This is a genomic window from Pseudomonas sp. MC6 (assembly GCF_054790575.1).
On record NZ_CP186504.1, the window covers coordinates 2,993,960 to 3,018,626 of the forward strand.

At 59.1% G+C, this 24,667-nt stretch carries 20 protein-coding genes; 10 read left to right on the forward strand and 10 right to left on the reverse strand.

Features of this window, described 5'->3' with window-relative positions; genetic code table 11:
* Positions 1 to 309 precede the first annotated feature (309 nt).
* Entirely contained in the window at positions 310 to 525 is a 216-nt protein-coding gene (gene rmf, locus ACOYXE_RS13310) for a ribosome modulation factor (RefSeq protein WP_003223300.1), read from the forward strand.
* 186 nt (positions 526 to 711) lie between these two features.
* Here rmf and ACOYXE_RS13315 read toward each other — a convergent pair whose 3' ends face one another.
* Complete coding sequence (locus tag ACOYXE_RS13315; protein ID WP_160057066.1) at positions 712 to 1,731, reverse strand: quinone-dependent dihydroorotate dehydrogenase; 1,020 nt, start codon at positions 1,729 to 1,731, stop codon at positions 712 to 714.
* A 223-nt stretch (positions 1,732 to 1,954) separates the two neighbouring features.
* Here ACOYXE_RS13315 and ACOYXE_RS13320 point away from each other — a divergent pair, with 223 nt between their 5' ends.
* From ACOYXE_RS13320 to cobA, 8 genes are all read left to right on the forward strand, one after another.
* Positions 1,955 to 3,166: a CmpA/NrtA family ABC transporter substrate-binding protein gene (locus ACOYXE_RS13320; protein ID WP_460929591.1), complete on the forward strand. Its 1,212-nt coding sequence runs from the start codon at positions 1,955 to 1,957 to the stop codon at positions 3,164 to 3,166.
* Between the two features lie 15 nt (positions 3,167 to 3,181).
* Complete coding sequence (locus ACOYXE_RS13325; protein ID WP_007916390.1) at positions 3,182 to 3,757, forward strand: ANTAR domain-containing response regulator; 576 nt, start codon at positions 3,182 to 3,184, stop codon at positions 3,755 to 3,757.
* Between the two features lie 434 nt (positions 3,758 to 4,191).
* A complete protein-coding gene (locus tag ACOYXE_RS13330; protein WP_095120053.1) occupies positions 4,192 to 5,403 on the forward strand; it encodes a nitrate/nitrite transporter in 1,212 nt (403 codons plus the stop codon).
* 7 nt (positions 5,404 to 5,410) lie between these two features.
* Positions 5,411 to 7,081 (forward strand): protein kinase domain-containing protein, encoded by a 1,671-nt coding sequence (locus ACOYXE_RS13335; RefSeq protein ID WP_405122022.1) that lies wholly within the window; start codon positions 5,411 to 5,413, stop codon positions 7,079 to 7,081.
* A gap of 423 nt (positions 7,082 to 7,504) precedes the next feature.
* Positions 7,505 to 9,958, forward strand: coding sequence for a nitrite reductase large subunit NirB (gene nirB, locus ACOYXE_RS13340; RefSeq protein ID WP_160057063.1), 2,454 nt, complete (start codon positions 7,505 to 7,507; stop codon positions 9,956 to 9,958).
* Complete coding sequence (nirD, locus tag ACOYXE_RS13345) at positions 9,955 to 10,272, forward strand: nitrite reductase small subunit NirD (RefSeq protein ID WP_053118721.1); 318 nt, start codon at positions 9,955 to 9,957, stop codon at positions 10,270 to 10,272. The genes nirB and nirD overlap by 4 nt, the downstream gene beginning before the upstream one ends.
* A complete protein-coding gene (locus ACOYXE_RS13350; RefSeq protein WP_160057062.1) occupies positions 10,272 to 12,986 on the forward strand; it encodes a nitrate reductase in 2,715 nt (904 codons plus the stop codon). Before nirD ends, ACOYXE_RS13350 begins: the two co-directional genes overlap by 1 nt.
* A 13-nt stretch (positions 12,987 to 12,999) precedes the next feature.
* Positions 13,000 to 13,743 carry a uroporphyrinogen-III C-methyltransferase gene (gene cobA, locus ACOYXE_RS13355; RefSeq protein ID WP_160057061.1) on the forward strand — a complete coding sequence of 248 codons (744 nt, stop codon included), beginning with the start codon at positions 13,000 to 13,002 and terminating at the stop codon, positions 13,741 to 13,743.
* A gap of 87 nt (positions 13,744 to 13,830) precedes the next feature.
* On the opposite strand, the gene ACOYXE_RS13360 is transcribed toward cobA, so the two are convergent.
* The 8 genes from ACOYXE_RS13360 to ppsA all read right to left on the reverse strand — a co-directional run bounded on the left by ACOYXE_RS13360 (position 13,831) and on the right by ppsA (position 22,077).
* The gene (locus ACOYXE_RS13360) at positions 13,831 to 14,865 is read right to left on the reverse strand and encodes an OmpA family protein (protein ID WP_160057060.1); all 1,035 of its coding nucleotides are present in this window, start codon (positions 14,863 to 14,865) and stop codon (positions 13,831 to 13,833) included.
* A 107-nt stretch (positions 14,866 to 14,972) separates the two neighbouring features.
* Positions 14,973 to 15,563 (reverse strand): RNA polymerase sigma factor SigX, encoded by a 591-nt coding sequence (gene sigX, locus ACOYXE_RS13365; RefSeq protein WP_011333251.1) that lies wholly within the window; start codon positions 15,561 to 15,563, stop codon positions 14,973 to 14,975.
* Positions 15,564 to 15,653: 90 nt separating this feature from the next.
* Positions 15,654 to 16,478 carry a mechanosensitive ion channel family protein gene (locus ACOYXE_RS13370; protein WP_007916401.1) on the reverse strand — a complete coding sequence of 275 codons (825 nt, stop codon included), beginning with the start codon at positions 16,476 to 16,478 and terminating at the stop codon, positions 15,654 to 15,656.
* 2 nt (positions 16,479 to 16,480) lie between these two features.
* A complete protein-coding gene (locus ACOYXE_RS13375) occupies positions 16,481 to 16,729 on the reverse strand; it encodes a hypothetical protein (protein ID WP_008076827.1) in 249 nt (82 codons plus the stop codon).
* A 63-nt stretch (positions 16,730 to 16,792) separates the two neighbouring features.
* Entirely contained in the window at positions 16,793 to 17,788 is a 996-nt protein-coding gene (locus tag ACOYXE_RS13380; protein ID WP_160057059.1) for a zinc transporter ZntB, read from the reverse strand.
* 22 nt (positions 17,789 to 17,810) lie between these two features.
* Positions 17,811 to 18,302 (reverse strand): ribonuclease E activity regulator RraA, encoded by a 492-nt coding sequence (gene rraA / locus ACOYXE_RS13385; protein ID WP_137218790.1) that lies wholly within the window; start codon positions 18,300 to 18,302, stop codon positions 17,811 to 17,813.
* A 224-nt stretch (positions 18,303 to 18,526) separates the two neighbouring features.
* A complete protein-coding gene (locus ACOYXE_RS13390; RefSeq protein WP_460929598.1) occupies positions 18,527 to 19,516 on the reverse strand; it encodes an alpha/beta fold hydrolase in 990 nt (329 codons plus the stop codon).
* 185 nt (positions 19,517 to 19,701) lie between these two features.
* Positions 19,702 to 22,077, reverse strand: coding sequence for a phosphoenolpyruvate synthase (gene ppsA / locus ACOYXE_RS13395; protein WP_160057057.1), 2,376 nt, complete (start codon positions 22,075 to 22,077; stop codon positions 19,702 to 19,704).
* Positions 22,078 to 22,251: 174 nt separating this feature from the next.
* Here ppsA and ppsR point away from each other — a divergent pair, with 174 nt between their 5' ends.
* Complete coding sequence (gene ppsR / locus ACOYXE_RS13400; RefSeq protein ID WP_034152875.1) at positions 22,252 to 23,070, forward strand: posphoenolpyruvate synthetase regulatory kinase/phosphorylase PpsR; 819 nt, start codon at positions 22,252 to 22,254, stop codon at positions 23,068 to 23,070.
* 114 nt (positions 23,071 to 23,184) lie between these two features.
* Here ppsR and ACOYXE_RS13405 read toward each other — a convergent pair whose 3' ends face one another.
* Positions 23,185 to 24,594 (reverse strand): aminotransferase-like domain-containing protein, encoded by a 1,410-nt coding sequence (locus ACOYXE_RS13405; protein WP_405122023.1) that lies wholly within the window; start codon positions 24,592 to 24,594, stop codon positions 23,185 to 23,187.
* Positions 24,595 to 24,667 lie beyond the last annotated feature (73 nt).

The following is a 24,667-nucleotide window of genomic DNA, read 5'->3' on the forward strand; positions in this document are numbered from 1 at the left end:
CATTCTCACTAAAGAATTAACCCCATCATCCAGCGCGGGGCCGATCATACCGGGGTTTGCTGAAAAACCGTGCATGAAACCCGTCGTTACTTATGGCTGTAGCACTAATTTCGTTACGTCCTTATGACAAAACGATCATTCCCTCGGTGTGACTCATTGGTTAGAACTGAACACAGGTTGACGTCGCAACGGCGTCAACACCTTGGCTCGCCACGCCGGCAGCGAGCCGCACCATGGCAGGTTTCTTCTGCCAGACCTCAGTTGAGGTCAACGCGACACAAAACAGTCAACAAGTGAGGGAAACACCCTATGAGAAGACTTAAGCGTGATCCGTTGGAAAGAGCATTTTTGCGCGGATATCAATATGGCGTTGGTGGCAAATCCCGTGAGCTTTGCCCATTTACTCTACCGTCGGTACGTCAAGCCTGGATTAACGGCTGGCGAGAAGGACGCGGCGACAACTGGGACGGTATGACCGGCACTGCGGGAATCCACAGACTCAACGAACTTCACGCCGTCGGCTGACACAGGGCATTTATTCCGACACGACAATCTGAATTTGTAACGACTTACCATGCACGTCCTTCCCGGACGGCGGGCTGCGGCCCAGGGGCTCCTTCGAGGAGCCCTTTTTTATGCCTGTCTGGCTGACACACATTTCGTGTAGGAGCTGCCGAAGGCTCCTACATTGGCCAGGTCAGCCTAGGGGGATCAGCGTAGGGCGGCGATCGCGTCGACCGATTCGCGAATCAGCGCCGGGCCTTTATAGATGAAGCCGGAGTAGATCTGCACCAGGCTCGCACCGGCGGTGATCTTCTCGGCCGCATGCTTGCCTTCAGTAATCCCGCCCGCGGCAATGATCGGCAAACGCCCAGCCAGCTCACCGGCCAGCACCTTCACCGTATTGGTACTCTTCTCCCGCACCGGCGCGCCCGACAAACCGCCCGCCTCGTCGCCATGCTCCATGCCTTCAACACCAACCCGGCTGAGGGTGGTGTTGGTCGCGATCACCGCGTCCATGCCGGTTTCGATCAACGCTTGAGCCACCTGCGCGGTTTCTTCATCGGTCATGTCCGGCGCGATCTTGATCGCCAACGGCACATGTTTGCCATGACGCAACGCCAGTTCAGCGCGGCGCGTGGCCAGATCCGCGAGCAATTGCTTGAGCGAATCACCGAACTGCAGGCTGCGCAGGCCCGGGGTATTTGGCGAGCTGACGTTGACCGTCACATAGCTGGCGTGGGCGTAGACCTTGTCCAGGCAGATCAGGTAATCGTCGACCGCACGTTCAACCGGAGTATCGAAGTTCTTGCCGATGTTGATGCCCAGCACACCTTTGTATTTCGCCACTGCCACCCGCGCCAGCAGGTTATCGACACCGAGGTTGTTGAAGCCCATGCGATTGATAATCGCCTCGGCTTCCGGCAAGCGAAAAATCCGTGGTTTCGGGTTGCCCGGCTGCGGGCGCGGAGTCACGGTGCCGATTTCGACAAAACCGAAACCAAGTTGCGCGAAGCCATCAATGGCCGCGCCGTTCTTGTCCAGACCGGCGGCCAGACCCACCGGGTTCGGGAATTCGAGGCCCATGACCGTCACCGGTTTCTTCGCCGGCGCCTTGCACAGCAAGCCGTTGAGGCCCAAACGCCCACCCGCGCCGATCAGATCCAGCGACAGATCGTGGGAGGTTTCCGGGGAAAGTTTGAACAACAGCTGACGGGCCAGGGTGTACATGGGCGGCGATGACTCGGGCGGCGAAAAGAGGCGGCGATTATAGCCGGGCATCGACCTGCGGCGCGAGGCGCACGCGCAAATCGCTGTCACTGGCATATGCCTTGCACCCTCCTTGCCATCAGCGCGCAAGGCCAATGACGGCACGCGGGCAAGGACAATGGCGTCGTCCCGGGTTTTGCCTGCGCAAAGTCCGCGGCGGCGCTTTTTTTCGAGGTGGCGGTGTATGAATGAACCTTCGGTAGGGCCACTGGCCTGGGTCAATGGCAGCGATGCCCCGGAAAAGACTGCAATCAACCTCGGTTTCATGGCGTTGAGCGACTGCGCATCGGTTGTCGTTGCTGCCACACAGGGCTTTGCCCAGCCTTACGGCCTAACGCTGAACCTGAAGCGCCAGGCCTCCTGGGCGAATCTGCGCGACAAACTGGTCAGCGGCGAACTGGATGCCGCGCACAGTCTGTATGGCCTGATTTACGCCGTGCACCTGGGCATCGGCGGCGTCGCCCCGACCGATATGGCCGTGCTGATGGGCCTGAACCAGAACGGTCAGAGCCTCAACCTCTCCCACGGTCTCCAGAACCTTGGCGTGACCAGTCCTGAAGCGCTGGACCGCCACGTGCACCAAAGCCGCGCAAAACTCACCTTCGCCCAGACCTTTCCCACCGGCACTCATGCCATGTGGCTGTATTACTGGCTGGCGAGTCAGGGCATTCATCCATTGCAGGACGTCGACAGCGTCGTCGTGCCGCCGCCGCAAATGGTCGCGCACCTGCAAGCCGGGCGCATCGACGGTTTTTGTGTCGGCGAGCCTTGGGCGGCCAGTGCGGTGCAGCAGGATCTCGGTTTCACCTTGGCCACCAGCCAGACCATCTGGCCCGATCACCCGGAAAAAGTCCTTGGTTGCACCCGTGAATTTGTCGAGCAATACCCGAACACTGCACGGGCGTTAGTGATGGCGATTCTTGAGGCCAGCCGCTTCATCGAAGAAAGCCCGGAGAATCGCCGTAGCACCGCGCAATTGCTCAGCGCTCCGGAATATCTGGACGCGCCGCTTTCGTGCATCGAGCCGCGTTTTCTCGGTGATTATGCCGATGGACTCGGCAATCGCTGGCAGGATCCACACGCGCTGCGTTTTCACGGCAACGGCGAGGTGAATCTGCCCTATCTGTCGGACGGTATGTGGTTCATGACCCAGTTCCGCCGCTGGGGCCTGCTGCGTGAGGATCCGGATTACCTCGCCGTCGCCCGTCAGGTCCAGCAAATGGATATCTACCGCGATGCTGCGACGGCAGTCGGCGTAGCGGCGTGGGGCACAGACATGCGCAGCAGCCAGTTGCTCGACGGCAAAGTCTGGGACGGCAGCGATCCCGCCGGCTACGCGCGCAGTTTCAAGCTGCACGCGTTGAACGACGACGCCCCCCTTCTCGCCCGCCGCTGACAGGAGACCGCGAACATGTTGCGCATTCTGTTGATCAACGACACAGCGAAAAAAGTCGGTCGCCTGAAAGCTGCGTTGACCGAGGCCGGTTTCGAGGTGATCGACGAGTCCGGCCTGACCATCGACCTGCCCGCACGCGTCGAAACGGTGCGCCCGGACGTGATTCTGATCGATACCGAGTCACCGAGCCGCGATGTCATGGAGCAAGTGGTGCTGGTCAGCCGCGACCAGCCACGGCCAATCGTGATGTTTACCGATGAACATGATCCGGGGGTGATGCGCCAGGCGATCAAGTCAGGGGTCAGTGCTTACATCGTCGAAGGCATTCACGCCCAGCGTCTGCAGCCAATTCTGGATGTGGCGATGGCGCGTTTCGAGAGTGATCAGGCCTTGCGTGCGCAGTTGCAGGCGCGTGATCAGCAATTGGCTGAGCGCAAGCGTATTGAGCTGGCCAAGGGTTTGTTGATGAAGATGAAGGATTGCAATGAGGAAGAGGCTTACACCCTGATGCGGCGGCAGGCGATGAGTCGGCAGCAGAAGCTGATTCAGGTGGCGGAGCAGATTATTGCGATGAGTGAGTTGCTTGGCTGAGGTGTTCTCACCGCTGAAAAGCCCCTCACCCTAGCCCTCTCCCAGAGGGAGAGGGGACTGATTGGGGGATGGCGCAGTAATACTGCCGACCTGAACGATTTTCGGTGAATCCATATTCGACTCCGTGTTTCAGGTCGATGTTTTGCGCAAGACACCTCGGTCAGTCCCCTCTCCCTCTGGGAGAGGGCTAGGGTGAGGGGCTTTTGATCTTTCAGCTGTTGGCACAAATCTCGCTACGTAAAACGCACAGGTAACCAACGGCGGTTGCCCCACCCACGACAAAGACGTCGCTCACCCGTTCGCCCAACCGGCGCATCAGGTAGCGGCGTTTTTGCGTTTTGGCCCCACAGCTCGGGGCCGGTGGTGCGGCCGTGGCGGCGCTCCACCTGCTGTTGCATGACTCCTTTCGAGACTCTTTTCAGCTGAGGTGCGCGATGAATTCAAGCTTCTGGAAATCCGGCCACACCCCGACCCTGTTCGCGGCCTTCCTCTATTTCGACCTGAGCTTCATGGTCTGGTACCTGCTCGGCCCGCTGGCGGTGCAGATTGCCGCCGACCTGCACCTGACCACGCAACAACGCGGCCTCGTCGTCGCCACACCGATCCTCGCCGGCGCCGTACTGCGCTTCGTGATGGGCATGCTCGCCGATCGACTGTCGCCGAAAACCGCCGGGCTGATCGGCCAGGTCATCGTCATCTGCGCATTGTTCGGCGCCTGGAAAATCGGCATTCACAGTTACGAACAGGCGCTGATACTCGGCCTGTTTCTTGGTATGGCCGGCGCGTCGTTTGCCGTCGCCCTGCCCTTGGCCTCGCAATGGTATCCACCACAGCATCAAGGCAAAGCCATGGGTATCGCCGGTGCGGGCAACTCCGGCACCGTGTTCGCCGCGCTGCTGGCACCGGTGCTCGCCGCCGCGTTCGGCTGGAGCAATGTCTTCGGTTTCGCTTTGATTCCGCTGATCCTGACTCTGGTGCTGTTCGCCTGGCTGGCAAAAAATGCGCCTGAGCGGCCGAAAGCCAAAGCCATGACCGACTACTTCAAAGCCTTGGGCGACCGCGACAGCTGGTGGTTCATGTTTTTCTACAGCGTCACCTTCGGCGGCTTCATCGGCTTGGCCAGCGCCCTGCCCGGCTACTTCAACGATCAATACGGGCTGAGCCCGGTGACCGCTGGCTACTACACCGCAGCCTGCGTGTTCGGCGGCAGTTTGATGCGGCCATTGGGTGGCGCCCTGGCTGACCGTTTCGGTGGCATCCGCACCTTGCTGGCGATGTACACCGTCGCTGCTGTCTGTATCGCTGCTGTCGGCTTCAACCTGCCAAGTTCCTATGCGGCGCTGGCACTTTTCGTCTGCACCATGCTCGGTCTGGGCGCCGGCAACGGCGCCGTTTTCCAACTGGTACCGCAGCGTTTTCGTCTGGAGATCGGCGTGATGACCGGACTGATCGGCATGGCCGGCGGCATCGGCGGTTTTGCCTTGGCCGCCGGCATGGGCGCGATCAAACAGAGCACCGGCAGCTATCAACTGGCCCTGTGGTTGTTCGCCAGTCTCGGCGTGTTGGCATGGTTTGGCCTGCACGGCGTCAAGCGTCGCTGGAGAACCACCTGGGGTTCGGCGGCAGTGACGGCGGCGCGGGTCTGAAGCATCGATGGCCCTGCAACTGAGTTTCGCCGAAGCCAGCGCCACCGGCCCGCGCGCAGAGAATCAGGACGCTTTGCGCCTGGTCACGCCCGCTCCGGCGTTGGCGGCGAGCAAAGGTTTTCTGTTCGCCATCGCCGACGGCGTCAGTCAGTGTGCCGATGGCGGACTGGCTGCGCGTTCGACCTTGCAGGCCCTGGCGCTCGACTACTACGCCACGCCGGAAACCTGGAGCGTGGCGCAGGCACTGGATCGCCTGCTGCTCGCGCAAAACCGCTGGTTGCAGGCCAACGGTGGTGGGCAACCGTTGCTCACCACGGTCAGTGCTTTGGTCATGCGCGGTCGGCGTTTTACCCTCGCGCACGTCGGAGATTGCCGGGTGTATCGCTGGCACTACGATAGTTTGCAGCGGATCTCGGAGGATCATGTCTGGGATCAGCCGGGCATGCAGCATGTGCTCAAACGCGCGCTGGGGCTGGATCAGCATCTGGTGCTGGATTTTCTCGATGGCGAACTGCGTGAAGGCGAAAGCTTTGTGCTGCTCAGCGATGGTGTCTGGTCGACACTCGGCGATACCGCCATTGCGGCGATTCTGCGTGATCAGCCGGATCTGCACAGCGCCGCGCAGACGCTGGTCAACGCCGCGCATCTTGCGGGGAGCCAGGACAATGCCAGTGCTTTGCTGGTGCGGGTGGATGCTTTGGGTGAGGCAAATATCGGCGATGCACTGATTCATTTGCAGCAATGGCCACTGCCGCCACCGTTGAAACCCGGTCAGTCGTTCGAAGGCTGGCAAGTGCTGGACATTGTCGCTCAGAGCCAGCAATCGCTGCTGTATCGGATTGTCGATGAGCAAGGTCAGATGTGGTTGCTGAAAACCCTGCCGTCGCGCAGCGCCGATGATCCTCACGCCGGGCAGGCGCTGCTGTCCGAGGAATGGTTCCTGAAACGCGTGGCCGGCCGGCATTTTCCTGAAGTCCATGCGTGTAATCAGCGTCAGCATTTGTACTACGTGATGCGAGAATATTCCGGGGCGACGCTGGCACAGTTGTTTCAACAGTCAGGCCCATTGCCGTTGGCACAGTGGCAGGACATCGCCGAGCGCCTGTTGCGTGCGGTCGGTCTGCTGCATCGGCGGCAGATCCTGCATCGGGACATCAAACCGGAAAATCTGCACGTGGGCGACGACGGCGAATTGCGTCTGCTGGATTTTGGCCTGGCATACTGCCCAGGCTTGTCCGAAGACGCGCCGTCGACGTTGCCGGGAACGCCCACCTATATCGCCCCGGAAGCGTTTCGTGGGGATCCGCCGAATGTGCAGCAGGATTTGTATGCGGTCGGTGTGACCCTGTATTTCTTGCTCACCGGGCATTTTCCCTATGGCGAGATCGAAGCGTTTCAGCGGCCGCGATTTGCTGTGGCAGTGAGTGCCAGTCGATTTCGGCCGGATCTGCCGGAATGGTTGGCGCAGAGCCTGGAGCGTGGGGTGGCGGCTGATCCGCAACAACGGTTTGAAACGGCTGAGGAATGGCTGTTGGTGTTGGAACAGGGCGAGCGGCGCAGTTTGAGTGTGCGGCCCAGACCGTTACTGGAGCGTGAGCCGTTGAAGGTTTGGCGGACGATAGCGTTGGTGGCTTTATTGGGGAATATGGTGCTGCTGGTTTTGTTGTTTCATGGCTGACACCGCGTCGCGTCATTCGCGAGCAGGCGCGCTCCCACAAGGAATTTGTGAACGACAAAGAGCCACTGTGGGAGCGAGCCTGCTCGCGAAGGCGCCCGCCCAGTCACCACAAATTCAACTGCCTGAATGCCCCACGAACGAGCAACCCGCTTCGAATCAGTGCAAAAAATCCATCCTCAAAATCTGTCACCCCCAATAAACCCGCCACCGTCCCCACTTGGCACAACCACTGCATTACCTCTCCCAACACACACATAAAGCTCAACCTTCAACGACGAAGGCTGCGCTTCCCGAGAGAACGGGACCAGGACAAAGGCGTCCTCGCTAGGCAACTAGCGGGACGCCTTTTTTTGTTTGCGCAAAATTTCTCGAGCAAGGCCTGACTGCCCACAAGAGGCCAGCCGCAGCTCCCCGGAGAACCTGATGAAAAAACTCAAACTGGTGATGATCGGCAATGGCATGGCCGGGGTCCGCACCCTCGAAGAATTGCTCAAGCTGAGCAACGAGCTGTACGACATCACCGTCTTCGGCGCCGAACCGCATACCAACTACAACCGCATTCTGCTGTCACCGGTGCTGGCCGGCGAGCAGACCTTCGAAGAGATCGTCCTCAACGACCTCGATTGGTACCTGGAAAACAACATCAAGTTGCTGCTCAACCGCAAAGTGGTGGAGATCGACCGGGTCAAACGCCGGGTGATCGCCGAGGACGGCACCGAAGCCGAATACGACCGCCTGCTGATCGCCACCGGCTCGACGCCGTTCATTCTGCCGATCCCCGGCAACACCCTGCACGGTGTGATCGGTTATCGCGACATCGCCGACACCCAAGCCATGATCGACACCGCCAAAACCCACAAACACGCGGTGGTCATCGGTGGCGGTCTGCTCGGTCTCGAAGCGGCCAACGGCCTGATGCTGCGCGGCATGCACGTCACCGTGGTGCATATCGGCGAATGGTTGTTGGAACGGCAACTGGATAAAACCAGCGGTCAACTGCTGCAAAGCGCCCTCGAATCCCGTGGTTTGCACTTCCGTCTGTGCGAACAGACCCAAGCCCTGCACGACGCTGGCAATGGCCGGGTCGGCTCGGTGCAATTCAAGAACGGCGACATCATCCCCGCTGATCTGGTGGTGATGGCTGCCGGCATTCGCCCCAACACCGAACTCGCTGAGAAGGCCGGCATCCCGTGCAATCGCGGGATCCTGGTCAATGACACGCTGCAAACCTACGACCCGCGCATTTACGCGATCGGCGAGTGCGCCAGCCATCGCGGGATTGCCTACGGTCTGGTCGCGCCACTGTTCGAACAGGCCAAAGTCTGCGCCAATCACCTCGCACAACTGGGGTTCGCCCGTTATCAGGGTTCGGTGACTTCGACCAAACTCAAAGTCACCGGCATCGACCTGTTTTCCGCTGGCGACTTCATGGGCGGCGAAGGCACCGAGACCATCACCCTCTCCGACCCGATCGGCGGTGTGTACAAAAAACTGGTGATCAAGGATGACGTACTGGTCGGCGCCTGTCTGTACGGCGATACGGCAGATGGCGGTTGGTATTTCCGGCAGATTCGTGAGAATCACGCCATCGGCGAGATCCGCGATCACTTGATGTTCGGCGAAAACGCCCTCGGCGACGTAGGACATCAGGGCCAGGACAAAGCCATGGTCATGGCCGACACCGCCGAAGTCTGCGGCTGCAACGGCGTGTGCAAAGGCACCATCGTCAAAGCCATTCAGGAACACGGCCTGTTCAGCGTCGATGAGGTGAAGAAACACACCAAGGCTGCCAGCTCCTGTGGCTCGTGCGCCGGGCTGGTCGAACAGATCCTGATCAACACCGTCGGCGGTGCGGCCGACGTCAAACCGAAAAGCGAAAAAGCCATCTGCGGTTGCAGCGACCTCAATCACGGGCAGATCCGCCAAGCCATTCGCGAGCAACATCTGCTGACCATCGCCGGCACCATGAGCTACCTCAACTGGCGCACGCCGAACGGCTGCGCAACGTGCCGCCCTGCTCTCAACTATTACCTGATTTCCACTTGGCCCGGCGAAGCCAAGGACGATCCGCAATCACGCCTGATCAACGAACGTGCACACGCCAACATCCAGAAGGACGGCACGTATTCGGTGGTGCCACGGATGTGGGGCGGCGTGACCAATCCTTCGGAACTGCGACGGATTGCCGACGTCGCCGACAAGTACAACGTGCCGATGGTCAAGGTCACCGGCGGTCAGCGCATCGACTTGCTCGGCATCAAGAAGCAGGACTTGCCCGGCGTCTGGAAAGACCTCGACATGCCGTCCGGCCACGCTTACGGCAAATCCATCCGCACGGTGAAAACCTGCGTCGGCAGCGAGTTCTGCCGCTTCGGCACGCAGAACTCGACACAACTGGGCATCGAACTCGAGCACGACCTGTTCAACATGTGGTCGCCGCACAAAGTGAAACTCGCTGTCTCCGGATGCCCACGCAACTGCTCGGAAGCGGGGATCAAAGACGTAGGAATCATCGGCGTCGACTCCGGTTGGGAGATGTACATCGGCGGCAACGGCGGGATCAAAACCGAAGTCGCCGAATTCTTCGTCAAGCTGAAAACCGCCGAAGAAGTGCGCGAATACAACGGCGCCTTTCTGCAGCTGTATCGCGAAGAAGCCTTCTACCTCGAACGCACCGTGCATTACCTGCAACGGGTCGGCATGGAACACATCAAGAAAGCCGTGCTGGAAGACCCGGAGCGCCGCAGAGCGCTGAACGAACGCCTGCAATTCTCCCTGTCGTTCGAACAAGACCCGTGGAAAGAACGCCTGGCGCAGCCGCAACTGAAGAAAGAATTCGATGTGATCCCTGTGAAAAACCTGGAGGTGCCGGCATGAACTGGCTGGATATCTGTGCTCTCGAAGAGATCAACGCCCTCGGCTCGCGGATCATTGCCGGGCCGAAAGGTGACATCGCGATTTTTCGTACAAGCGACGATGAGGTTTTCGCCCTCGACGACCGCTGCCCGCACAAGGGTGGGCCGTTGTCGCAAGGCTTGATCTACGGCAAACGTGTGGCCTGCCCGCTGCACAACTGGCAGATCGATCTCGAATCCGGCGAAGCGCAGGCGCCGGACATCGGTTGCGCGCACCATCACCCGGCGCGGGTCGAAAACGGTCGTGTGCAACTGGCCCTGCGGGACGCCATCTGATGAACCGCCAGACGACCGCCTCGACCTGCTGTTATTGCGGGGTCGGCTGCGGCGTGCTGATCGAGCATGACGGCGAGCGCATCCTCGGCGTCAGCGGCGATCCGGCGCACCCGGCCAACTTCGGCAAACTGTGCAGCAAAGGCTCGACCCTGCATCTGACCGGCGACCTTGCCGCTCGCGCGCTGTACCCGGAATTGCGCCTGGGCAAAGGCCTGGCGCGCAGCCGCACAGACTGGGACACCGCACTGGAACACGCTGCCAACGTGTTCGCCGAGACCATCGCCGAGCACGGCCCTGACAGCGTGGCGTTCTATATCTCCGGACAGTTGCTGACCGAGGACTACTACGCCTTCAACAAGCTGGCACGGGCACTGGTCGGGACCAACAACATCGACAGCAATTCGCGCCTGTGCATGTCCTCAGCCGTGGTCGGCTACAAGCGCAGCCTCGGCGCCGACGCCCCGCCGTGCAGTTATGAGGATCTGGAGCTCAGCGATTGCGTGATGATCGTCGGCAGTAACATGGCCTACGCCCATCCGGTACTTTTTCGTCGGCTGGAAGAAGCAAAATCTCGCCGCCCGCAGATGAAAGTCATCGTCATTGATCCACGGCGCACCGACACCTGCGACCTTGCCGATTTGCACCTGGCGATTCTGCCCGGTACCGATGTCGCTTTGTTTCATGGGATTTTGCATCTGTTGTTGTGGGAAGACTGGATCGACCGCGATTTCGTCAAAGCGCACACCGATGGCCTCGCCGAACTGAAAAGTCTGGTGCGCGATTACACCCCGCAAATGGTTTCGCAGTTATGCGGCATCAGCGTCGAGCAATTGCAGCAGTGCGCCGAATGGGTGGGCACTTCGCCGAGTTTTCTGTCGCTGTGGTGCATGGGTTTGAACCAGTCCACGGCTGGCAGCGCGAAAAACAGTGCACTGATCAATCTGCACCTGGCCACCGGACAAATCGGTCGTCCGGGTGCAGGACCTTTCTCCCTGACCGGCCAGCCAAATGCCATGGGCGGACGCGAAACCGGCAGCTTGTCGAACCTGTTGCCGGGTCATCGTGACGCGGCCAACCCGGAGCATCGCTCACAAGTGGCGGCTTATTGGGGTGTGGATCAACTGCCGGAAAACACTGGTCTCAGCGCCATCGAACTGTTCGAGCAAGTGCGCAGCGGCAAGATCAAGGCGTTGTGGATTGCCTGCACCAACCCTGCGCAATCGATGCCGGATCAGAACTCAGTGCGCGCGGCGCTGGAAGCTTGCCCGTTTGTGGTTCTGCAAGAAGCCTTTCGCACCACCGAAACCGCAGCGTTTGCCGATCTCCTGCTACCCGCCGCCAGTTGGGGCGAGAAGGAAGGCTCGGTGACCAACTCCGAACGACGCATTTCCCACGTACGCAAGGCCATCCTCCCACCGGGCGAAGCGCGGCCGGACTGGGCGATCACAGTGGATTTCGCACAGCGCCTGGAGAAACATCTGCGTCCCGCTGAGCCGAGCCTGTTTACGTTTACTCGGCCCGCGCAGTTGTTCGATGAGTTCAAAGGGCTGACACGCGGCCGCGATCTGGATATGTCCGGGATCAGTCACGCGCTGATCGACGAGATCGGACCGCAGCAATGGCCCTTCCCTGTCGGAGCGCGGCAAGGAACGCCACGCCTGTACGAGGATGGGATTTTCCCAACCGCCAACGGACGCGCGCAATTCATAGCCGACCCTTATCGCGCCGCCAAAGAACAGCGCGACGCACGTTTTCCACTGACGTTGATCACTGGACGTCTGCGTGATCAATGGCACGGTATGAGCCGCACCGGCACGGCGGCGCAATTGTTCGGGCATGTCAGCGAAGCGGTGTTGAGCTTGCACCCGGACGAACTGCGCAGGCATCGCTTGCAGCCAGGAGATCTGGTCAACCTCAAAAGTCGTCGCGGCGCAGTGATCGTCGCGGTTGGCAGCGATGACAGTGTGCGTCCGGGACAGGCATTTCTACCGATGCACTGGGGCGACCGCTTTCTCAAGGGTGGCGTAAACAGCCTGACCCTGCCGGCCTTCGACCCGTTGTCGAAACAACCGGAACTCAAACACAGCGGCGTGCGCCTGGAGCCGGTCAATCTGCCGTGGCAGCTTTTCGCGCTCATTGAGGGTGATGTTCAACGGCATTTCGAGGCCCTGCGACCGCTCTGTGAGGCATTTTCCTACGTGAGTCTCAGCCTTGTCGGACGTGAACGACCGGCATTGCTGATACGCGCAGCCAGCAGCGAGGCGCCGGATGCGCAGTTGCTCAATGAAATCGACCGATGCCTGTCACTGATCGACGGCCCGGTTCTGGCTTACGACGATCCACGTCGGGCCATTGGCAAGCGCGTACGCATTGAAAACGGCCGAATCACCGCGATTCGCCTGGCCGGCGAAACCCTCGCCCGGCATTGGCTGCAAGGGTTGTGGCTGGAGGGCCGTGCGGACGAACAACTGCGGCGCTGGTTGCTGGCACCGATGAGTGCTCCTCCGGGTAGTGCCGGGGCGCAGATCGCTGCGGATAAAACCCTGTGCAACTGCAAGAACGTCAGCCTCAACGCGGTCTGCGCCGGTATTCGCCAAGGGCTCGATTTGCAAGGCTTGAAAAACAATCTGGGCTGCGGCACGCAATGCGGCTCCTGTGTCCCGGAAATAAAACGCTTGCTGGCTGCCGATGTGCAGCCAGTCGCCGTCATCTGATGAGGAAAACACCATGAACGCAAAAGTCTGGCTGGTGGGTGCAGGTCCTGGTGATCCCGAATTACTGACCCTCAAAGCGGTGCGCGCCCTGCGCGAGGCCGATGTGGTGCTGATCGATGATCTGGTCAACGACGCAGTGCTCGAGCACTGCCCTGGCGCGCGCATTATTGCGGTGGGTAAGCGCGGTGGTTGCCGTTCCACGCCGCAGGCATTTATCCATCGGTTGATGCTGCGCTATGCCCGTCATGGCAAGTGTGTGGTGCGGCTCAAGGGCGGCGATCCGTGCATCTTCGGCCGTGGCGGTGAAGAGGCGCAATGGCTGCGTGAACGTGGCGTTGAGGTGGAGTTGGTCAATGGCATCACCGCCGGGCTCGCTGGGGCGACGCAGTGCGATATTCCATTGACGTTACGCGGTGTAGCGCGCGGGGTGACGCTGGTGACTGCGCATACTCAGGACGACAGCCAGTTGAACTGGCAGGCACTGGCGCAAAGTGGCACAACGCTGGTGATATACATGGGCGTGGCTAAGCTGGGCGAGATTCGCGATCAGTTGTTGGCGGGCGGAATGGCGGCGGATACCCCGGTGGCGATGATCGAGAATGCATCGTTACCAGAACAACGAGAATGCCGGAGCGATCTCACGGCAATGAACGAAGCAGCCTACAGATTTCAATTGAAGAGCCCTGCGATACTGGTGATCGGCGCCGTGGCCGGTTATGCGCAGGAAGCCAGCGAGACGCGTATTGCCGCAATGTAGGAGCAGCCTGGTTTCAAAGCTTCAATCTCAAATCGCAGGCAAAGAAAAGCCCGACCTAAGCCGGGCTTTTCTCAGAGCGGCAGCTAATTACTTAGCTTGAGCTTCAACCTGCGCTTCTACGCGACGGTTTACAGCGCGGCCAGCTTCAGTTTTGTTGTCAGCAACTGGGCGGGATTCGCCGTAGCCAACAGACTGAACGCGGGACGATTCAACACCGTACTGGTTGGTCAGAACTTGCTTAACGGCGTTTGCACGACGCTCGGACAGTTTCTGGTTGTAAGCGTCAGGACCGACGGAGTCAGTGTGACCTTCAACAGTAGTGGTGGTGGATGGGTACTGCTTCATGAAGTCAGCCAGGTTCTTGATGTCGCCGTAGCTGTTGGTTTTAACAACAGATTTGTCGAAATCGAACTTAACGTCCAGCTCAACACGAACAACTTCAGCAACTGCTGGGCAGCCGTCAGCGTCAACAGTTACGTTGGCTGGGGTGTCCGGGCACTTGTCAACGTTGTCGCAAACGCCATCGTTGTCGCTGTCGGAGCAAACTTCAGCTGGTGCTGGAACTGGAGCAGCAGCAGGCTTGGAGCCACCACCGAAGTTCACACCGATACCAACGCTAGGAGCCCACTCGGTGTCGCCCTGGTCGATGTTGTACTGAGCTTCAACGCCGGCACGGGCGTAGAAGTTCTCGGTGAAGTACAGCTTGGCACCGCCGCCAACGTTGGCGAAGGTGGAACGGTTACGACCGCCGGAACCGTTCTGACCGATGCTCTGATCGGAGAAACCAGCCGATACGTATGGACGCAGCATGTCGCCTGGGTTGTTGAAGTGGTACAGAGCGTCCAGAGCGGTGTTAGCGCCCTTGATGTTACGACCGTCGTCGGAACGCACGTTGTGCACTTCGTCGTAGCCCAGACGCAGTTCAACGTCGTCGGTCAGGAAGTAACCGATCGAACCGCCGAACAGGTTGCCGTTGTTCTTGAAGTTACGAGCGCTGTCGAATTGTTCTTTCTTTGCGAAGCCTTCGATTTCAACTGCGCCTTGGCCTTGTGCCAGAGCGCCGAACGAAGTGGCGGCAATCAGAGAACCAATGGCCAAGCCCAAGGTGTTTTTCAGTTTCATCCGTTAAATCCCCATCTGGTGATTGTGAAGCAGTCCCGCAAACCGGGGGACAACTCGGCGGCAAGTCTATCAGAACTTGCCTACACGTAAGAGATATTTGCGCTGAACTAAGTTTCAGCAATGCCTGCAAATTTCTCACGCAATTTATCTAGAGCACGTTTGTAACGCATTTTTGTCGCACTCAAACCCATGTGCATGATGTCTGCGATCTCCTGAAATTCCAGCTCTGCGACAAATCGAAGCACCAGAATTTCGCGGTCAATCGGGTTCACATACACCAGCCAGCGATCAAGCCCGCCCTTCTCCTCGGGTTTCGGCGCCTTTTCTTCGGACGCTTCCTCGAGGGGGTCAAGACTCAATGCGTCCATCAAGCGACGCTTTCGCCGTTCCTTCCGATACTGCGTAATACATTCGTTGTACGTGATGCTGTAGAGCCACGTTTTGAACTTCGATTTCCCCTCGAAGTTCTTCAGGCCATACAGCACCTTCAACATGACTTCCTGACAGACATCGTCTGCGTCGCGATCGTTCCCAAGATATCTCGCACAAACGTTAAATAATGTTCTCTGGTAACGCCGCATCAGTTCTTCATAAGCGCGCGTTACGTGAAAAAGCTCGGTATGCGAGCGCGCGACCAACTCCTCATCAGAGAGCTCGCGGGGGTCGTAGCGCGTGGATAGCGTTTGGGCTTTATTCAAAACAAGTCGTGCCGACAGTCAGGTCAATGTCCACCGCGACCAGCATCAGCTGGCATTTTGCGGCGGCATACATTAGCAGGGTTTGCCGGATTAGCGGCTACTCACATGCTGTTCCAGCAGGATCCGATTGGAAAGAGAGACTAGCTCACCCTCATCGGTCAGCAATGTGGTTTTCACCGTGCCGATCTCCTCGATCTGCCCTTCGACCTCGCCAACACGCACTTGTTGCCCAACCTGATACAACTCACGCACATAGATTCCCGCAAGAATCTGACCGGCAATTTCCCGGCTTCCCAAACCCATGGCCAGCGCAACCGCCAGACCAACGGTAATCAAAACGATGACGATCACATGGTTCAGCAGGTCGGTCTTGACCTCAAGCTGGCTGATCGCGACCGAAATGCTGATGATGATTACCAGCCCCTGAGCAATTCGCCCAAGCCCCGAAGCGTAGTCCAGGCCTACGCCTTCTGCCGCCCCGCGCACCAGTCCGTTGGCCAGTTGCGCGAGCAAGACACCTACCAGCAACACCAGCGCCGCGCCGAATACTTTCGGCAAATAGAGCGCCAACATATCCAGCGTAGCTGAAACTCGCTCAAGGCCAAGGGATTCTGCTGCAGAAACCAGAAAAATCAGCAGGACGAACCAGTAAACGATTTTACCGATCAGCGTCGAAATCGGAACCTGCAGTCCCGCCCGGGACATCAATTTGGTCAGCCCGGTACCGCCCATCAGGCGATCAAGGCCCAGTTTGGCGAGCAGCTTGGAGAGCAAGGTATCGAGCAGCTTGGCCACGACGAAACCCAACAGCAGCACGACGAGTGCGCCGAACAGGTTCGGGATGAAATTGGCCACTTTGGTCCACAACGCAGTCATTGCAGTGACGAGGCTCTGAGTCCAGAGGTCGAGTTCCATATTCAATCAGCCTTATCAGCAGTGCGAGCGGTAGGTTTACGAAGACGGGAAACCGGCGAGACATGGGCCGAGCCGTTATTCAGGGCGATCATCAGCGCGGGCAGCCAGCGGCCCAGCAGGCTGAACAGATCACCGGCGCCAACCTGGCGGTTGGCGGTTTTGAGTACGCGGCCCAAGCACGCATCGTCGTCGCGGCTGGACGGCGAGGCGTTGAGCATGTCGCGCAAAGACTGTTCAAACGGATCGTGCATACGCACCTCTCGTGATGTCTGTGAAAGACGCGGGCAGATTTGGTCGGGTCACATGCTCCATGTTCAAACCCAGCGCAAACGACGGAACAACCACCACTGACCAAAGGCCAGGGCGAGCACCGTCAAACAGGCAATCAGGAAACCATAGGGGCTGCTGGAGAATGGAATGCCGCCAACGTTGATGCCCAGCAGACCGGTGATGAAACTCATCGGTAAAAAGATGCAGGTGATGATGCCGAAGCGGTACATCGTGCGATTCATGCGCTCGCTCAAACGCCGGTCTTCAGCCTCAAGCACAAGCCCCACGCGCTCTCGGGTCAATTCGAGTTCTTCGAGATAGCGGGTCAGGCTGTTGTTCAATTCGTTCCAGTAATCGGCATCGTCATCGACAAACCACGGCAGTTTTATCCGCGTGAGTTGTCCAAAAATATCCCGCTGCGGCGCAAGAAAACGCTTCAGCCCGGCAGCCCTGCGACGGATGTGCAAAATGGCGCCATGCTCAGGGGTATACCGTTCGTCGGCATCCATCTTTTCTTCTTCCTCATCGGCGATTTCCGAGAGGCAAGTGACCAGATCCTGAACCTTGTTGGTGAGGAACTGCGCCAGATAAAGGATCAGTTCAGAGGCCGTTTTCGGACCTTTGCCATCCGCCAATTGCACCAACAGTTCATCGGTGGCGCGCAATGGGCGCAAGCGCAGGGAAATCACCCGTTGGGCCGAAGCAAAAATCCGCACCGAAACCATGTCTTCCGGCTCGGCACCCGGGTTGAGATTGACCCCGCGCAGAAACAGCAGCAGTTCGGCATCCGGCAACGGCAACAGGCGCGGACGCGTGTTCTCTTCCAGCAGCAGGTCGCAGGTGAATTCGTTGAGACCGCTGGATTTGCGCAGCCAGGTCTGGGTCTGCGGATGGCTGCGATCCCAATGCAGCCACAGGCTTTCATGGGCCTGCAACTGCAAATCGTCGAGCTCAGTCCGGGCTATCGAACGCGCACCGCCTTTTCCGTCCAGCACCAGGGCATGCACCAGCCCCCATTGCGCGTTTTCTTCCTCGAACATCCGCATCCCTTTGTCGAAACTCTTATTCAGGCATCTGCAGCGGGCTCGGCGAAATGATCACGCCGTTGTTGTCCGCATAAATGTACTGGCCCGGGTGGAACGTCACACCGGCGAAAGTCACCGGAACGTTGAGGTCGCCGATACCACGTTTTTCGGTTTTCATCGGGTGGCTGGCCAGCGCCTGCACACCCAGATCGGTTTGCGCGATGACGTCGACGTCACGGATGCAACCGTAGATCACCAGCCCTTCCCAGCCGTTCTTAGCAGCCTTCTCGGCAATCATGTCGCCCAGCAGCGCGCGACGCAGCGAACCACCGCCATCGACCACCAGCACCTTGCCGTTGCCTTTGAGTTCGGCTTGTTCCTTGACCAACGAGTTGTCTTCGAAGCATTTGATGGTCACGATTTCGCCACCGAACGAATCACGGCCACCGAAATTGCTGAACATCGGTTCCAGCACCTGCACCAGCTCCGGATAGGCGTCGCACAGGTCAGGCGTAAGGTAATGGTTCATCGAAAAACTCCTGTAAAAAGGAAGACGATCAAGGATGCCGCGTTCTGAAGAGACGAGCTCCGCTGGTCGCTGTTTACCTTAGCTCATTGAATGTTCGCTGAATGAACCTGAACAAACGCTGAAACGTAATTGCTAAACAGTCACCGAATATGACCAGAACCGCACAATTCGTCATATCTTAGCCGCAAGCCGATCTGAACGAAATGCCCTTCAGAGCCTCCGTCTCAGACCGCAGCAACCAGATCAGGCTGCTCGCCCAGCAACGGCGCGTGCTGATCGTTCAACCAGCGCGCCACCAACGGCCACACCTCAGTCTGCGCGGTTTTGCTCACCAACATTTCAACATGACCGAAATTATCAGTGAAACCCTTCTCGCGCCCCAGATTGATGAACTGCTTGTGTTCGGAGCCAATTTGCTCAAACAGTTTGCGACAGGCCCACGCAGGATCCTGATGATCCCCTGCTGCAGTCACCGCCAGCACTGGCACTTGAACATCGGCCAGCCCCGCCCACCAATCCGTGTCCTTGTCGCCAAAACGGCCGAACAAGCCGTACCAGCGCATGCTTTCCAGCGCCAGACCGATCGGCTCATCTTCCGGGCCGCGCTTGAGGCGTGAACCCGACAGTTGCGCAAAACGCTTGAGAATAAAGCGGCTGCTCCACTCCACCGGCGGAATTTTCAGCGGCCAGTAAGTGCGGCTGACTTGTGTGCCGAAAAACGCTGCCGAAGCTACGGCAGGCTCGCCGAGGTATTCGCCACCGAGCGCTGCGGCCAAAGTGATGCCGCCCAGCGAATGGCCGATCCAGTGCGGGATCTGCCCGCTCTGCTCACGCACGAACGCGGCAATCGCCGGCAGATCGTAACGGGCGTAGTCGGCGACACGATTGCGCCGGTACTCCTCATTGCGCTGCGACAGGCCGTGGCCGCGCATCTCCGGAATCCACACGTCGAACCCCAGTCGCGTCAGAAACGCGCCCAGGCCCAGGCCTTTCGGTGAAAACCAGAAGCGACGATTGGAAAAACTGCCGTGCAGCAGAATCACCGGCACGCCGCGTGGCGCGGAGTCATCGGCCATGCCCAAACGGGTGACGGCGATCTCCACGGACCAGTCGGGACTGTTGCCGGGTTTCAGTCGGTAAACGTCTTCGCTCAGATCGCCGCGCCGTTCGGCGCTGATCAGGGCGACAGGAAACAGGTTGCTGCTGCTTTGCATAATGCTCTTGCACAAAAAAGGGCGGCATCCGGAGACCCCGCCCTGTTTGAATCATAAGGAGCCGAATCGTGTAGGAGCGAGCCTGCTCGCGATGGCGGTGTGTCATTCGAATCAATGCAGACTGTCATGACGCTATCGCGAGCAGGCTCACTCCTACAGGGGGACGCGGCCCATTCACATGTTGATCAAGCCGGCGCCTGGCCTTCCGCCAGGAAGAACCAGGTTTCCAGCACGGTATCCGGGTTCAGCGACACGCTTTCGATGCCCTGTTCCATCAGCCACTTGGCCAGATCCGGGTGGTCCGAAGGACCCTGACCGCAGATGCCGATGTACTTGCCGGCCTTGTTGCACGCGGCAATCGCGTTGGCCAAGAGCTTCTTGACCGCCGGATTACGCTCGTCGAACAGGTGCGCGATGATACCGGAATCGCGGTCCAGGCCCAGCGTCAGCTGAGTCAGGTCGTTGGAACCGATCGAGAAACCGTCGAAGAATTCGAGGAACTCTTCGGCCAGAATCGCGTTGGATGGCAATTCGCACATCATGATCACGCGCAGACCGTTTTCGCCGCGCTTCAAGCCGTTTTCGGCGAGCAGATCGACAACCTGACTGGCTTCGCCCAAGGTACGGACGAACGGCACCATGATTTCAACGTTGGTCAGGCCCATCTCGTTGCGCACACGTTTCAGCGCGCGGCATTCGAGTTCGAAGCAGTCACGGAACGATTCGCTGATGTAACGCGAAGCGCCACGGAAGCCCAACATCGGGTTCTCTTCTTCCGGCTCGTAGAGCTTGCCACCGATCAGGTTGGCGTATTCGTTGGACTTGAAGTCCGACAGACGCACGATGACTTTTTTCGGCGTGAACGCTGCAGCCAGGGTGCTGATGCCTTCCACCAGTTTGTCGACGTAGAAGTCGACCGGGTCATTGTAACCGGCGATACGCTTGTCGACGCTGTCCTTGATTTCCTGTGGCAGACCGTCGTAGTTCAACAGCGCTTTCGGGTGGACGCCGATCATGCGGTTGATGATGAATTCCAGACGGGCCAGGCCGACACCGGCATTCGGCAACTGTGCGAAGTCGAAAGCGCGGTCCGGGTTGCCGACGTTCATCATGATCTTGAACGGCAGCTCCGGCATGGCGTCGACGGAGTTCTTCTTGATGTCGAAACCCAGCTCGCCTTCGAAGATGTAACCGGTGTCGCCTTCAGCGCAGGACACGGTCACGCCCTGGCCATCCTTCAGCAATTGGGTGGCGTTGCCGCAACCAACCACAGCCGGAATACCCAGCTCGCGAGCGATGATCGCTGCGTGGCAAGTACGGCCGCCACGGTTGGTGACGATGGCGCTGGCGCGCTTCATCACCGGTTCCCAGTCCGGGTCGGTCATGTCGGAAACGAGTACGTCGCCCGGCTGGACTTTGTCCATCTCGGAGACATCTTTGATGATGCGCACTTTACCGGCGCCGATGCGCTGGCCAATGGCGCGACCTTCAACCAGCACGGTGCCGGTTTCTTTCAACAGGTAACGTTCCATGACGTTGGCCTGGGTGCGGCTTTTCACGGTTTCCGGACGGGCCTGAACGATATACAGCTTGCCGTCGTCACCGTCCTTGGCCCATTCGATGTCCATCGGGCACTGGTAGTGCTTTTCGATGATCATCGCTTGCTTGGCCAGCTCGCTGACTTCAGCGTCGGACAGGCAGAAACGCGCGCGGTCAGCCTTGTCGACATCGATGGTCTTGACCGAACGACCGGCCTTGGCCTCGTCGCCGTAGATCATCTTGATGGCTTTGCTGCCGAGGTTGCGACGCAGGATCGCCGGACGACCGGCTTCCAGCGTGCCCTTGTGCACGTAGAACTCATCCGGGTTGACCGCGCCTTGTACGACGGTTTCGCCCAGGCCGTAAGCGCCGGTGATGAACACCACGTCACGGAAACCGGATTCGGTATCGAGGGTGAACATCACGCCGGCAGTGCCGGTTTCCGAACGCACCATGCGCTGCACGCCAGCCGACAGGGCGACCAGTTTGTGGTCGAAGCCCTGGTGCACGCGGTAGGAAATCGCACGGTCGTTGAACAGCGAAGCAAACACCTCTTTGGCGGCGCGGATAACGTTTTCCACACCACGGATGTTCAGGAAGGTTTCCTGCTGACCGGCGAACGAGGCGTCCGGCAAGTCTTCGGCGGTGGCGGAAGAACGCACGGCCACGGCCACGTCAGGGTTGCCGGCCGACAGCGCGGCGAAGGCGGTGCGGATCTCGGCATTCAGTTTTTCCGGGAATTCGGCTTCCATGATCCATTGACGGATCTGCGCGCCGGTCTTGGCCAGGGCGTTGACGTCGTCGACGTCGAGCGCATCGAGGGCCGCGTGGATCTGGTCATTGAGGCCGCTCAGTTCGAGGAAATCACGATAAGCCTGAGCCGTCGTGGCGAAGCCGCCGGGGACCGAAACACCGGCGCCTGCCAGGTTACTGATCATCTCGCCCAGGGATGCGTTCTTGCCCCCCACATGCTCAACATCGTGTTTGCCGAGCTTATCGAGGGAAACTACGTACTCTACCAAGGTGATCTCTCCACTAACTGTGTTGGAAAAGCTCAGAAACCGGCGGCCCGGGGGAGCCTTGGCCGGTTGTATGGCCTGGACCTGGAAAATAAGTGAGAATGCGGGCCAGTCGCGGCCGACAAATCGCGCCTATCATATCCAGAAATGCTCATTAGCTTAAGGCCCAAGGTGCAAATGAAACGATCTGCTTTCTTCATCTCCGATGGCACCGGCATCACTGCCGAAACCCTGGGTCAAAGCCTTCTGGCGCAGTTCGAAAACATTACCTTCAGCAAATTCACGCGACCGTACATCGACAGCGTTGAAAAAGCGCGGGCCATGGTACAACAAATCAACAAAGCCGCTGAAACCGACGGCTTTCGCCCGATCATCTTCGACACCATCGTCAATCAGGACATCCGTGAGATTCTCGCAACGTCCAATGGTTTCATGATCGACATTTTCTCGACCTTTCTTGCCCCGCTGGAGCAGGAACTGACCGAGCACTCTTCCTACACGGTCGGCAAGTCGCACTCGATCGGGCACAACTCCAATTACATGGAGCGTATCGAGGCGGTTAACTTTGCCCTCGACAACGACGACGGTGCGCGCACGCACTATTACGACAAAGCCGATTTGATACTAGTGGGCGTGTCGCGATGCGGCAAAACGCCGACGTGTCTGTACATGGCCATGCAGTTCGGCATTCGCGCGGCCAACTATCCGCTGACCGAAGACGACATGGAACGTCTGACCCTGCCGACGGCCCTGCGCGCCCATCAGCACAAGCTGTTCGGCCTGACCATCGACCCCGACCGCCTCACCGCGATCCGCAACGAGCGCAAGCCCAACAGCCGCTATTCGAGCTACGCCCAGTGCGAATTCGAAGTGCGTGAGGTAGAGAATCTGTTCCGCCGCGAGAACATCCCCAACATCAACTCCACGCATTTTTCGGTGGAAGAGATTTCGGCGAAGATTCTGGTGGAGAAAGGTGTGGAGCGGCGGTTCAAATAGATTTGTGGTGTCTGAATGACCGCTATCGCGAGCAGGCTCGCTCCCACAGGGGGAATGCATTCCAACTGAAAGAATGCGGTCCACTGTGGGAGCGAGCTTGCTCGCGAAGAACGATTACACGGACTCTGTTAATGCCTGCGCCAGAGCTTCAAAGCCCCCCAGCAACAACCCATCATCCCCCACTGCATTACACACACTCACCCGAACAAACTGCGGCACCGCCGCATGCCCGACCGCAAACGCCTCAGCGGTGGCGACCAGATAGTTGTTTTCCTTCAACTCCGCGGCAATCTGCGACGCCCGCCACAGCTCAGGCACCTCCACCCAGAAATGCGGGCTGTAAGCATGAGTCTTGTAATTCAAGCCCTGCAGAACGGGCGAAACCAGTGCCTTGCGCCGGCCAATCTCGCTTATTTGCTCGTCCAACAAGCGCTCGGCCATGCCGCTTTCAATCCACAGGCTCGCCACTTCCATCGATAACGGATTGGCCATCCAGCACGTTGCACGAATGGCGGAACTCAAACGCCCGACCAGCGGCAGTGGCGCATGCAGGTAACCGACGCGCAATCCGGCGGAAACAGCCTTGCTCAGACTGCCGATCAACACCGAGCGCTCCGGCGCGAAATAACTCAGCGGCAACGGGCGCTGGCGGTCCAGAACCGCATGGGCTTCGTCTTCGATAATCAGCAAATTGTGCTGGCGGCAGATATCGGCAATCGCCTGGCGCCGTGAGATCGACATCACAGCGGCTGTAGGATTCTGGATCGTTGGCGTGCAATACAGCGCTGAAACACGATGTTGACGGCAGATGTCCTCCAGTGCCGACGGCAACAGTCCTTCGTCATCCATCGTCGCGCCGACAAGTTTTATCCCAAGCTGGCGTGCGACGCCGATCAATCCCGGGTAGGACAAATGCTCAGTCACCACTGTGTCGCCGACCTTGAGCAGGCCCATCAACGCGCACAACAAGCCATGCTGACCACCGTTGACGCACAACACCTGATCGGCGTGCGGCACGAACGCTTCGTGCTGCAGCCAGACCGCCCCGGCCAATCGGTGCCGTGCCAGCCCCGCTTCGGCGGTGTAACCGGTCAACTGCTGTAACACCCGCGGATCACTGGCCAGTTCCTGCAGACTCTGGCTCATGAACGCCGCTTCCTGTGCGGGAATCGGCTGATTGCGGCTCATATCGAAACAAGCCGAAGGCTCATCACTGACATTACGAAAGCCTTTGTCCTGCGCCCGCTCCATCCCGCGCTGACACACATAAGTGCCATCTCCGACGCGGGCGACGACCAATCCCACGCGTTCCAATTCGCCGTAGGCACGGCTGATCGTACCGATGGTCACTCCGAGATTGTCGGCCAACAACCGATGCGGCGGCAGTTTACTACCGGAATCGATGACGCCCTCATCGATGGCCTGCGCGACGGCATTCGCCAGGCGTTTGTACTTCACGCCCACGCCATTGGCGAGACCATCACGGAGGATTGACACCATGGCAATACTTACTTTGACAGTCATTCTCACCCCGAATAGCGTGATTAAAAAAGGGTCAATCAGAAATAGACCGTTTCCGCGATCAGGTCAATTCCAC